The sequence below is a fragment of the Pseudomonas sp. 3MAES_34.3B genome, from assembly GCF_058145875.1.
In genome coordinates this window covers 60,026-71,169 of the sequence record NZ_CM176960.1, presented here as the reverse complement: position 1 = coordinate 71,169, position 11,144 = coordinate 60,026, and the positions used below count along the sequence as shown (strand labels likewise).

General features: G+C 62.0%; 10 protein-coding genes. 6 read left to right on the top strand and 4 right to left on the bottom strand.

Annotated features, from left to right (window positions below; translation table 11 throughout):
- Positions 1 to 60: 60 nt before the first annotated feature.
- Together AC3Z8Y_RS00350 and AC3Z8Y_RS00345 are read right to left on the bottom strand one after the other, a co-directional pair.
- Positions 61 to 2,154, bottom strand: a complete 2,094-nt coding sequence (locus AC3Z8Y_RS00350) for a GGDEF domain-containing protein (protein WP_490087981.1) — start codon at positions 2,152 to 2,154, stop codon at positions 61 to 63.
- Between the two features lie 90 nt (positions 2,155 to 2,244).
- Positions 2,245 to 2,886, bottom strand: a complete 642-nt coding sequence (locus tag AC3Z8Y_RS00345; protein ID WP_490087980.1) for a thiol:disulfide interchange protein DsbA/DsbL — start codon at positions 2,884 to 2,886, stop codon at positions 2,245 to 2,247.
- Between the two features lie 174 nt (positions 2,887 to 3,060).
- Here AC3Z8Y_RS00345 and yihA point away from each other — a divergent pair, with 174 nt between their 5' ends.
- Positions 3,061 to 3,699: a ribosome biogenesis GTP-binding protein YihA/YsxC gene (gene yihA / locus AC3Z8Y_RS00340; RefSeq protein ID WP_490087979.1), complete on the top strand. Its 639-nt coding sequence runs from the start codon at positions 3,061 to 3,063 to the stop codon at positions 3,697 to 3,699.
- A gap of 231 nt (positions 3,700 to 3,930) precedes the next feature.
- On the opposite strand, the gene polA is transcribed toward yihA, so the two are convergent.
- A complete protein-coding gene (polA, locus tag AC3Z8Y_RS00335; RefSeq protein WP_490087978.1) occupies positions 3,931 to 6,693 on the bottom strand; it encodes a DNA polymerase I in 2,763 nt (920 codons plus the stop codon).
- Positions 6,694 to 6,767: 74 nt separating this feature from the next.
- On the opposite strand from polA, the gene AC3Z8Y_RS00330 reads away from it, so the two are divergent.
- Together AC3Z8Y_RS00330 and AC3Z8Y_RS00325 are read left to right on the top strand one after the other, a co-directional pair.
- The gene (locus AC3Z8Y_RS00330; RefSeq protein WP_181111246.1) at positions 6,768 to 7,055 is read left to right on the top strand and encodes a DUF2782 domain-containing protein; all 288 of its coding nucleotides are present in this window, start codon (positions 6,768 to 6,770) and stop codon (positions 7,053 to 7,055) included.
- Between the two features lie 65 nt (positions 7,056 to 7,120).
- Positions 7,121 to 8,071, top strand: a complete 951-nt coding sequence (locus AC3Z8Y_RS00325) for a homoserine kinase (protein ID WP_490087977.1) — start codon at positions 7,121 to 7,123, stop codon at positions 8,069 to 8,071.
- 1 nt (position 8,072) lies between these two features.
- On the opposite strand, the gene AC3Z8Y_RS00320 is transcribed toward AC3Z8Y_RS00325, so the two are convergent.
- The gene (locus tag AC3Z8Y_RS00320; protein ID WP_490087976.1) at positions 8,073 to 8,993 is read right to left on the bottom strand and encodes a zinc ABC transporter substrate-binding protein; all 921 of its coding nucleotides are present in this window, start codon (positions 8,991 to 8,993) and stop codon (positions 8,073 to 8,075) included.
- Positions 8,994 to 9,058: 65 nt separating this feature from the next.
- Between AC3Z8Y_RS00320 and AC3Z8Y_RS00315 the strand changes: the two genes are divergently transcribed.
- From AC3Z8Y_RS00315 to znuB, 3 genes are read left to right on the top strand one after another with little or no spacing between them, the layout of a single operon-like run.
- The gene (locus AC3Z8Y_RS00315; RefSeq protein WP_490087975.1) at positions 9,059 to 9,541 is read left to right on the top strand and encodes a Fur family transcriptional regulator; all 483 of its coding nucleotides are present in this window, start codon (positions 9,059 to 9,061) and stop codon (positions 9,539 to 9,541) included.
- The gene (znuC, locus tag AC3Z8Y_RS00310) at positions 9,541 to 10,314 is read left to right on the top strand and encodes a zinc ABC transporter ATP-binding protein ZnuC (RefSeq protein ID WP_490087974.1); all 774 of its coding nucleotides are present in this window, start codon (positions 9,541 to 9,543) and stop codon (positions 10,312 to 10,314) included. The genes AC3Z8Y_RS00315 and znuC overlap by 1 nt, the downstream gene beginning before the upstream one ends.
- Positions 10,307 to 11,092 carry a zinc ABC transporter permease subunit ZnuB gene (gene znuB / locus AC3Z8Y_RS00305; RefSeq protein WP_181111241.1) on the top strand — a complete coding sequence of 262 codons (786 nt, stop codon included), beginning with the start codon at positions 10,307 to 10,309 and terminating at the stop codon, positions 11,090 to 11,092. Before znuC ends, znuB begins: the two co-directional genes overlap by 8 nt.
- Positions 11,093 to 11,144 lie beyond the last annotated feature (52 nt).

Sequence of the window (11,144 nt, the reverse complement as noted above, 5' to 3'; positions counted from 1 at the left end):
TGGTTTACAAGGCATCCGCAGAAAACCGTTAGTTTACATGCCTGCCGCGTCGATGCAGGGTCAGCCGCTTTCTATGCGGTTACGGCCCGTATCCTTGGCCAGGTACAGGGCCTGATCCGCGCGTTTGAGCGCAGTTTCAGCCTGTTCTCGTGCGCGCAGTGCCGCAGTACCGATCGACACCGTCACCACGATGCGCATGCCCTTGAAGTGGAAAGGGCAGGCCTCGATCACTTGACGCATCTTCTCCAGCACCTCATGGGCGGCCTCAGGCGCGGAGTCAGGGAACAGCGCCACGAACTCCTCGCCGCCAAAGCGGGCCAGGTAATCACCCTCGCGCAACTGTCGGCGCAGCTGGTCGGCAACAATCTTCAGCACCCGATCCCCGGCAAGGTGCCCGTAACCGTCATTGATCGACTTGAAATGGTCCAGGTCCATGATCGCCACCTGGGCAGGCGTGTCGTGGGCTTCGCGCTGGGCCACCAACTGCTCCAGCCGTTCATTGAGGCCTGCCCGGTTGGGCAGCGCGGTCAACGGATCCAGCAGGGCCTTCTGCCGTTGCTCTTCCAGCACATCGCGGTAGGCTTCCGCTTCGCGTTCCATGCTCGCTACCCGCTCGGAAAGCCCTCGCATACGCTCGGCCACTTCCTCCTCGCGTGCCTCCCGGCGCCGCCGATGCTCGTCCACCGAACCCAGCAAGCCGTCCAATCGAGACTCCAGCAAGCGCTTCAAGCCATCGGCATCACCCACTTCGGCCACGCTTTCATGCAACCCACCCACCTGCTCACGCAAGTCAGTATCCAGCTGCCGTGCTTCATCCTGGCTTTCAGCATGGCCTTGGCTCGCTTCCTGAAGCTGGCCGTGAAACCAGGCGAGGCGTTCATTGATCTGTTCCAGGTAACGTTGCAGTTCCTGCTGCCCGTTATCACTGATCGCCAGCATCATCACCGCCAGATCGTCCAGCAATGGCAGCAGTTCGTACCAGTTCAAACCATGCTCGAGCCGCTCGCGCATGGATTCGCCTTTTTCCTGGAGCTTCTGCGGCAACACCAGGTCATCGAGCATTTTCAACAAGGTACCCTCGATGTGAGTGGCCACCGAGCTGTAGGTAGGCTCGTGGCTCACCGCGAGCGCAAAGCCTTGGGCTTCGGTGGGCTCGGCGTCTGGGGCATTTGCAAAGGCTTCGGCCATTTCCCGGGGAAGGGGCAGGATGTCCAGCACGCTGATAGGGGCCAGTTGCAGGGCCTGGGGATAGGTCGGGGCGAAGGCTTCAATGTCGGCCGCCGGACTGTCAGCGACAGCAAGCTCCAGCGCGAGCGGCGGCTCCTCGAACCCAGCCTGGGCCTCTGGCACTGCTTCCGGTTCCCGGGCCAGCGAATCAGGCCCGTTGTCAGGAGGCGTTTCGTCAGCGATCGGCTGCGCAGCGCCAATTTCATCGCGGCCTGGCGCTGGCAGTTCCCTTGGCGCCTCGATGATCAGAAGCCGTGGCTGGTCTTCCAGTTCCGGCTCATCGTTGGCCGGGCACGGTAGCGGCCCCCCGAGCAGAGGCGAAGCGAGCACAGGCATTGGCTCGGCCTCAACCGTGGGCGACAGCTCCGCCACCGATAAAGGTGCCTGAGGGGCAGGGTCCGCCTCACGATGGCCGAACAGGCGCTCCAGCAGGCCAGGCCTGGCGGCGGACAACGACGGGTCCAGCAGGGCCAGGGCATAGCCCTGAAGCGCGCTTAGCTCACTCAGCAAAATGGGCAGTTCACGCCCCTGCGACAGCCGTTTGTCCAGGCTACCGGCGAACTTCTTGAGGGGTTTGGCGGCGTCACGCGGTAACGGAAGGGCTTGCAGTTGCTCTACCAGCTTGCTGACCGCCGTACTGACTTGCTCGAGCCGGGTTTCACGCCGCTGCTCGGAGTCGAGCACGGCCTTTTCAAGGCGAGGAATAAGGCTGGCGAGGCCGGCGTCCATGTTGTCACTGCGCACAACCTCGCGCATTTCCTTCATGCACTCATCTACCGCCTTGTCCGAGCCCTCCGCGGCCAGCGTGCTGCGCACAAGCCCCTGACGAAGCAGGTCAAGCCGGGCATTCCAGCGACGCTCGAGCTTTTCCTGGGCTTCGATGCTTTGGAGGTATTTTTCTTTCCAGCGCTGGGCTTCATCTGTCATGGGAAAACGAGGCCGGCGCGCAGGAGGAACGGAGCGGAGCATAAGCGCACCCCTGCCGGGCAGGGGTGCGAGAGAGGCATTACGGGGGGGTTATTGGCCGGCGCCCTTGGCCGCACGCTCTTTCTCGATCAGCGTATCGGCCACTTTCAGCGTTTCTTCAGGCCCGCCCGACGAACCGAGATCGAAACGGTATTTCCCGTTCACGATCATGGTCGGCACGCCCGTTACGCCGTAATTCACCGCCAGCTTCTTGTACTTGACTACCATGCCCTTCACAGCGAAGGAATTGTAGGTTTCAAGGAACTTGGCCTTATCCACGCCCTGGGTGGCTACGAAGTCCGCCATCTCTTCAGGCGTCTTGAACATCTTGTGTTCCTTGTGGATGGCATCGAACACCGCGGTGTGAACCTTGTGCTCGACGCCCATGATTTCGAGGGTAACGAACATCTGGCCGTGCACATCCCAGATACCGCCGAACATGGCCGGTATGCGAATGAAATGCACATCGGCTGGCAGTTTTTCGATCCATGGGTTGATGGTGGGCTCGAAGGCATAGCAATGGGGGCAGCCATACCAGAACAGCTCCACAACCTCGATCTTGCCTGGCTCGGCTACCGGTACCGGGCTCTCAAGCACGGTGTACGGCTTGCCGGCCTGGATGTCATCTGCGTGGGCGGCGACGCCGAACAGGCTGGCCAGCGCCATTACCGCGCCGATGAACAGATTACGCATGCTTAACTCCTGGGCATTTAGGGATGGCCTTCAATACATTGCTGCGGCTGGCATGGCAAGTAACAATGCATTCGTAGTTGTTACGAGGGCCTGCCGCACGGCGACGACAGCAGGGCGGCTCAGACGATATACTGCCGCGCAATGTGCCATGGCGCTTGCGCCCTCAGGATTCCAATGTCGTTCAAAAACCCAGTGCTTGGCCTCTGCCAGCAAGCTTCCTTCATGCTCAGTGCCGCCAAAGTCGACCAGTGCCCCGACGACCAAGGCTTTGAAGTCGCCTTTGCCGGGCGCTCGAATGCTGGCAAATCCAGTGCACTCAATACCCTTACCCATGCCAGCCTGGCGCGAACGTCCAAAACACCGGGGCGCACGCAGCTGCTTAACTTCTTCCAGCTCGATGACTACCGTCGCCTGGTTGACCTTCCCGGTTATGGCTATGCCAAGGTGCCGATCCCGCTCAAGCAGCACTGGCAGAAACACTTGGAAGCCTACCTGGGCAGCCGGGAGAGCCTCAAGGGCATCATTCTGCTGATGGACGTGCGCCACCCCATGACCGACTTCGACAAAATGATGCTCGACTGGTCGGTCGCCAGCGGCATGCCGATGCATATCCTGCTGACCAAAGCCGACAAGCTTACCTACGGCGCCGCCAAAAATACGCTGCTCAAGGTGCAAACCGAGATCCGCAAAGGCTGGGGTACCGGCGTCACCGCGCAATTGTTTTCCGCCCCCAAGCGCAGCGGCACCGACGAGGCGTATGAAGTACTGGCCGGCTGGCTGGACCTGCTGCCCAAGGAAGCGGCAGAGGCGTAACGCGCAAAAAAGGCAAAAAAAACCCCAAACTTCATATGGGGAGGGAGAAGTTCGGGGTTCAAGTTCCGGGCCGCTCGCACGGGCCGGATATCTGCCAACACTTAACACAACATAGGAGCATGAAGGGCTTCACAGCCATTCACAGCGTCAGAGCAATAATTCACAGCTTTAGTTCCTTGCCGATGCTAATAAATCGCAATAACGGCAAGGTTTCATAATCTGATCAGCGGATCAGTGCGCCTCATCCCAGTTATTTCCCTCGCCTACTTCCACCAGCAACGGCACATCCAGCGCAGCAGCGCCTGCCATGTGGGGCTGGATCTGCTCACGCACCAGCGGCACAAGGTCTTCACGCACTTCCAGTACAAGTTCGTCGTGCACCTGAAGAATCATCCTGGCGTCCAGGCCAGATTCGGCCAGCCAGTTGTCTACAGCCACCATGGCGCGCTTTACGATATCCGCCGCAGTACCTTGCAGCGGTGCGTTGATGGCGGCCCGCTCGGCACCGCGGCGCAGGGCCGGATTTTTCGCGTTGATGTCCGGCACATACAGCCGCCGGCCGAACAGTGTTTCCACATAGCCTTTTTCTGCCGCTTGGGCGCGGGTGCGCTCCATATAGGCCAGCACCCCGGGGTAGCGGGTGAAATAACGGTCGATGTAATCCTGGGATTGCTTGCGGTCCACGCCGATCTGCTTGGCCAGGCCAAAGGCACTCATCCCGTAGATCAAGCCAAAGTTGATCGCCTTGGCGCTACGGCGCTGATCATTGGTGACCGCGTCCAGCTCCACGCCAAATACTTCGGCGGCGGTCGCCTTGTGCACATCCAGGTCGTTCTGGAAGGCATGTAGCAAGCCTTCATCGCGGGCCAGGTGGGCCATGATCCGCAACTCGATCTGGGAGTAGTCCGCAGCCAGCAGTTTGTACCCTGGCGCTGGGATGAAGGCTTGGCGGATGCGCCTGCCCTCGGCGGTGCGGATGGGTATGTTCTGCAGGTTCGGATCGCTTGATGAAAGACGCCCGGTCGCGGCTACTGCTTGCTGATACGAGGTGTGAATCCGCCCGGTGCGAGGGTTGATCTGTTCGGGCAGCTTGTCGGTATAGGTGCTTTTGAGCTTGCTCAGCGTTCGGTACTGCATCAGTACGCGCGGCAGGGGGTAATCCTGCTCAGCCAGCTCGGCCAACACGGCTTCGGCTGTGGAGGCCTGCCCCTTGGCGGTTTTGCTGATAACCGGCATACCCAGTTTTTCGTAAAGGATCACGCCCAACTGCTTGGGAGAGCCGAGGTTGAATTCCTCCCCGGCGATGGCATAGGCCTCGTGCTCCAGCGCCACCAGCTTTTCGCCCAACTCTGCGCTTTGTATGGCCAGCAGGCTCGCGTCCACCAAGGCACCGGTGCGCTCCATCCGGGCCAGCACGGGGACCAACGGCATTTCAATATCGTGCAATACGCTTTCCACGCTAGGCACAGCCGCCAGGCGAGGCGCGAGGGTTTGATGCAGCCGCAGCGTAACGTCCGCATCCTCGGCAGCGTACGGCCCGGCCTGCTCCAGCGGCACCTGGTCAAATGTGACCTGCTTGGCGCCCTTGCCGGCAACATCGGTGAACAGAATGGTCTGGTGGTTCAGGTATTTCGCCGCCAGGCTGTCCATGTCATGGCGCGTGGCGGTGGAATCCAATACGTACGACTCGAGCATGGTGTCGAACGCCACGCCGCGGACGGTGATGCCTTCGTCCAGATCACCACCGATCGCGCAGTTCGCCAGAATATTGATGTCGTATTTGGCGTGCTGGGCCACCTTGAGCGTGTTCGGGTCTTCCAGCAGCGGCTTGAGCGCCATCAGCACAGTGTCGCGATCGAGCTGGCGTGGCACGCCCATGTAAGAGTGCGTCAGCGGGATATAACAGGCTTCGTGCGGCTGGACCGCGAAGGACAACCCTACCAGTTCGGCCACTTGGGCATCGAGCCCCGTGGTTTCGGTATCGAACGAAAACAGCTCGGCGTTGCGCAGCTTTTCCAGCCACAGCTCGAACTGCACCTCGTCGAGCACGATTTCGTACGTAGGCTCTACGGCCGGGGGCGCGTCGGCCAACTGCAATGGTGCGCTGGTGGCGTGCGCGTCGCGCTTGAGCTCTTCGAGCCAGCTCTTGAACTCCAGCTCCGAATACAGCGCCGCGAGCATTTCCCGGTCCGGCTCGCCGCACATCAGCTCGTCAACGGTAACGTCCAGCATGACGTCTGTCTTGATCGTGGCAAGCTCGTAGGAGAGGAACGCCATCTGCCGGTGTTCCTCCAGCTTGGCGGGCAGCGATTTGGCCCCGCGAATCGCCAGCGTTGGCACCTTGTCCAGGTTTTCGTACAGCTCGGCCAAGCCGCCGCCGATACCCAGCAACAAGCCCTGGGCTGTTTTTTCGCCCACGCCCGGTACGCCAGGAATGTTGTCGACCTTGTCGCCCATCAGCGCCAGGAAGTCGATGATGTGCTCGGGGCCCACACCAAACTTCTCGCGCACACCCGGGATGTCGAGCACCGTGCCGGTCATGGTGTTCACAAGCGTGATGTGCTCGTCCACCAGTTGCGCCATATCCTTGTCGCCTGTGGAGATCACCACCGGCCGGCCTTGCGCGGCGCTTATTCGAGCAAGGGTGCCGATCACATCATCGGCTTCCACGCCATCGACGCACAGCAGGGGATAACCGCTAGCCTTCACCGAGGCATGCAGGGGTTCCACCTGCACGCGCAAGTCGTCGGGCATGCTTGGCCGGTTGGCCTTGTACTCGGCGAACAGCTCGTCCCGGAAGGTCCCGCCCTTGGCATCGAAAACCACCGCGAAGGGGCTGTCGGGGTATTGCTTGCGCAGGCTGCGAAGCATGTTCAACACGCCTTTTACCGCGCCGGTAGGCAAGCCTTTGGACGTGGTCAACGGGGGCAGGGCATGGAAGGCGCGGTACAGGTAGGACGAGCCGTCTACCAGAACGAGAGGCGCTTGGGTCATGAGCAGAATCAACCTTTAGGACGTTGCCGGCGCTAGAATACCGGTTCAATGGACCACAAAAGGACAAGGTTATCATGTGCACGCTGAAACGCTTGATGCTCACCGGCCTGCTGCTTGCCGCGCCGATGGCCGCAATGGCCGCTGACGACGCGCCCTCGGCGGACCCGGACGTTACCATTCGCCAGGACGGCGACAAGACTATCCAGGAGTATCGGCAGAACGGCTTCCTGTATGCCGTGAAGGTAACGCCCAAACATGGCAAGCCGTATTTCCTTGTGCGCGCCGACGGCACCAGCCCCAACTTCATCCGCTCCGACCAGCCCGACATGCTCATTCCCCAATGGGAAATCTTCAAGTGGTAAACTCGCCCGCGTTCATTTAACCCTCAGCCGCCGGCTACCGGTGGCTCTTCAGGCCCTGAATCCACATGTCCGTGTTTACACCGCTGTCGCGCCCGCAACTCGAAACCTTCCTTGAAGCCTACGACCTGGGCCGGCTGCGGGATTTCCAGGGGATTGCCGCTGGCACCGAAAACAGCAACTTCTTCGTAAGCGCGGAAAAGGGTGAGTTCGTACTTACCCTGGTGGAGCGCGGGCCCACGCAGGACTTGCCATTTTTTGTCGAGCTGCTGGAAGTGCTGCATCAGGCCCAGCTGCCGGTGCCCTTCGCAATACCCGCGCGCGACGGCATCGCCCTGCGGCAACTTGCTGGCAAGCCGGCCCTGCTGCAGCCCCGGCTGGCAGGCAAACACATCGCCGAGCCCAACGCCCAGCACTGTTTGGAAGTAGGGGGCTTTCTGGCGCAGCTGCACCTGGCTACCCGCGATAGAATCCTCCACCGGCGTACCGACCGCGGCATGACCTGGATGCTCAAGGAAGGCGAGCGGCTGGTGCAAGGCATGGCGCCCGAGCCTGCCACGCTGCTTGGCAATGCCCTGAAGGAGATCACCCAGCACCGCGAAGCCATCCTTGCGCTGCCCACGGCCAACCTGCATGGGGACCTCTTCCGCGACAACGCCATGTTCGAAGGCACCCATCTCACCGGGGTGATCGACTTTTACAACGCCAGCGCGGGCCCCATGCTGTACGACGTGGCCATTACATTGAACGACTGGTGCTCTGGCCCCGACGGGCAATTGCAACCCCCCCTGGCCAATGCGCTGCTTGCGGGCTACGCGCGGCTGCGCCGCTTTACGCCCGCCGAAGTGCAGCTGTGGCCGGTCATGCTGCGCATCGCTTGTGTGCGCTTCTGGCTGTCGCGGCTGATCGCGGCGCAATCCTTCGCTGGCCGTGACGTGCTGATTCACGACCCTGCAGAGTTTGAACAGCGCCTCGCGCAACGCCAGCACGTCACGCTGGCGCTGCCGTTCGCACTCTGACTCAAAGCTGCTCGAGGCAGCCAGCAAGGTTATCCGCAAGGCGCTGCAGTAGCAGCTCATAACCTTGCGGGCTCGCTTCTTCGAAGCCACCCAGCGCGTCCAGCTCGGCCAGCCGCACGGGCAAACCGGCGGTCAAGGTTTCGGCCAGCCGCGGGCGCGCCGGGGGTTCGCTGAACACACAACTCTTCCCTGCCTCGGTGAGCCTGGCGCGCATGGCCGCCACGTGTGCTGCTCCAGGCTGTACCTCTGCCGCCACGGTGAACACGCCGGCGTGCTTCAGCCCGTAGGCTTGTTCGAAATAATCGAAGCCCTCGTGAAACACGAAGTAAGGTTTATCCGCTACACCGGCCAGGCGCTGACGGATGCGGGCGTCCAACTGATCCAGGCGTTGCGAAAAAGCGGCGAGGTTGTGCTGGTACCGCTGCGTGTTGGCCGGGTCCGCCTTGGCAAAATCCGAGGCCATTTTTTCGGCAATCACCCGGGCGTTGACGGTATCGAGCCACAGGTGCGCGTCCAGCGAGCCCGGCCGATGATCGTGATCGTGCTCGTCGGCGTCCTCTTCATGAGAATGGCTGTCTTTGCTGAAGTGGCGCAGGTGCAAGCCAGGCAAGGTCTGCACCGCCACGCTGGGCAATGTGCGCTGTGACAAGGGGCGTTGCAGGAACCCTTCGAGGTCCGGGCCGATCCAGTACACCAGGTCGGCGCCAGCCAGCTTGCGAACTTCGGAGGGCCGCAGTGCGTAGTTATGAGGCGATGCGCCCGGAGGCAGCAGCACGTCAGGTGTGCCCGCGCCATCCTGCACCGCGGCGGCAATCAGCTGCAGCGGTTTGATACTGGTCAGCACGTTCAGGTCCGCGCAAGCGAAGGGGCTGATACTCAAGCCGAGCATGCAGCCTGCAACCCATGAAAAAAGCCGAGACACGGTAGACACCTTCAGACGCAGAAAGGGGTAACATAATAACGTCTCCATACCGATGCGTCCCGCTCATGTTTATCACGCCCCTGGCCAACCGCCCCCACGACCACTCCCACTGCGTGCATTCCGCTCTCACGGAAGCCGACACACTGTGCGCACAGAAAGGCTTGCGCCTCACTGCCCTGCGGCGCCGCGTGCTGGAACTGGTATGGCAGAGCCACAAGCCCTTGGGAGCCTACGATATCCTGGGCGTATTGAGTGAGCAGGACGGCCGCCGCGCTGCACCGCCCACCGTGTATCGCGCGCTGGATTTCCTGCTCGAGAATGGCCTGGTTCACCGCATCGCGTCGCTCAATGCCTTCATGGGATGCGCCCATCCCGAACATGCACACCAGGGGCAGTTCCTGATCTGCCGGGTATGCCATGTGGCAGTGGAGCTGGAAGACGCTCCCATCAGCGAGGCAATCAACCACGGCGCTGCCGGTATCGGCTTCGCGGTCGAGGCCCAGACGGTCGAGGTGGTGGGCCTCTGCGCCAGCTGCAAGGCGGCCTGATGAACGACGCTCTCATCCGCCTGGACCAGGTGTCGGTCACCTTTGCCGGCCAACCCACCCTGGAGCGCATCGACCTGCGCGTGCGCCCGGGAGAAATCGTGACCCTGATCGGCCCCAATGGCGCTGGCAAAACAACGCTGGTGCGAGCGGTACTCGGCTTGTTGCAGCCCACCAGCGGTTCGGTGTGGCGCAGGCCGCGGCTACGCATCGGCTACATGCCGCAAAAACTTCAGGTCGAGCAAACCCTGCCACTGACGGTAGTCCGCTTCCTGCGGTTGCTCCCAGGCGTCAATCGAGCGAAGGCCCAGGCCGCATTGGATGAGGTAGGCGCTGCGCAGGTGATCGACAAGCCGGTACAAACCATCTCCGGAGGCGAAATGCAGCGGGTATTGCTGGCGCGCGCCTTGTTGCGCGAACCAGAACTGCTGGTGCTCGACGAGCCGGTGCAAGGGGTAGATGTCGCCGGGCAGGCGGAGCTTTACCGGCTGATCACCCGCTTGCGCGACCGCCATGGCTGCGGCGTGCTGATGGTGTCTCATGATCTTCACCTGGTGATGAGCACCACCGACCAAGTGGTGTGCCTGAACCACCACGTGTGCTGCTCTGGCCACCCGGAACAGGTCAGCGGCGACCCGGCGTTCATCGAATTGTTCGGCGAACACGCGCCTGGGCTGGCGATCTATCACCACCATCACGATCATGCCCACACGCTGCACGGCGAAGTGGTAGAAGGGCACGCCCACCAGCACGGGGAGCAGTGCAAGCATGGATGACTTCCTGATTTACGCGCTCGCCGCCGGCCTGGCCCTGGCGGTAGTGGCCGGCCCGCTGGGTTCTTTTGTGGTATGGCGGCGAATGGCTTATTTCGGCGACACCTTGTCCCACGCCGCGCTGCTGGGCGTGGCGCTGGGCCTGGCCTTGCAAGTAAGCCCCACACTGGCGGTCACGGCCGGCTGCCTGCTGCTGGCGGTCGTGCTGGTGACCTTGCAACAGCGCCAGCCTTTGGCGTCCGACACGCTGCTGGGCATACTGGCGCCAAGCACGCTCTCGTTGGGGCTGGTAGCACTCAGCTTCATGCGCGACGTGCGCATTGACCTCATGGGGTACCTGTTCGGGGATCTGCTGGCCATGAACGCCACCGACCTTGGCTGGATACTGGGCGGCAGCGCCCTGGTCCTTGTGCTGCTGTTCGTGCTCTGGCGCCCGCTTATCGCGATCACGGTTCACGAAGAGCTGGCCCGGGTAGAGGGCCTTCCGGTGGCGCCGTTACGCATGGGCCTTATGCTGCTCATCGCGATCGTGATCGCCGTGGCCATGAAGATCGTGGGCGTGCTGTTGATCACATCGTTGCTCATCATCCCGGCGGCAGCCGCCCAGCGACATGCTCGCTCACCCGAGCAAATGGCCCTTGGGGCGAGCCTGCTGGGTGTAGTGGCCGTGTGTGGCGGGCTGGCAGCCTCGTGGTTCAAGGACACACCCGCCGGGCCCTCGATCGTGGTGTGCGCGGCTGCCTTGTTCCTGCTCAGTTATGCGCTGCCGCGCCGCGCCTGAGACGCTCGTGCAAAGGGGGCTTTTTCGCACGACCGTCCGGCGTGTAGACTTG

Excerpts from the sequence above, each read along its gene's own strand:
- AC3Z8Y_RS00350 (WP_490087981.1), bottom strand. The coding sequence starts at position 2,154 with ATGACAGATGAAGCCCAGCGCTGGAAAGAAAAATACCTCCAAAGCATC.
- AC3Z8Y_RS00345 (WP_490087980.1), bottom strand. The coding sequence starts at position 2,886 with ATGCGTAATCTGTTCATCGGCGCGGTAATGGCGCTGGCCAGCCTGTTC.
- yihA (WP_490087979.1), top strand. The coding sequence starts at position 3,061 with ATGTCGTTCAAAAACCCAGTGCTTGGCCTCTGCCAGCAAGCTTCCTTC.
- polA (WP_490087978.1), bottom strand. The coding sequence starts at position 6,693 with ATGACCCAAGCGCCTCTCGTTCTGGTAGACGGCTCGTCCTACCTGTAC.
- AC3Z8Y_RS00330 (WP_181111246.1), top strand. The coding sequence starts at position 6,768 with ATGTGCACGCTGAAACGCTTGATGCTCACCGGCCTGCTGCTTGCCGCG.
- AC3Z8Y_RS00325 (WP_490087977.1), top strand. The coding sequence starts at position 7,121 with ATGTCCGTGTTTACACCGCTGTCGCGCCCGCAACTCGAAACCTTCCTT.
- AC3Z8Y_RS00315 (WP_490087975.1), top strand. The coding sequence starts at position 9,059 with ATGTTTATCACGCCCCTGGCCAACCGCCCCCACGACCACTCCCACTGC.
- znuC (WP_490087974.1), top strand. The coding sequence starts at position 9,541 with ATGAACGACGCTCTCATCCGCCTGGACCAGGTGTCGGTCACCTTTGCC.
- znuB (WP_181111241.1), top strand. The coding sequence starts at position 10,307 with ATGGATGACTTCCTGATTTACGCGCTCGCCGCCGGCCTGGCCCTGGCG.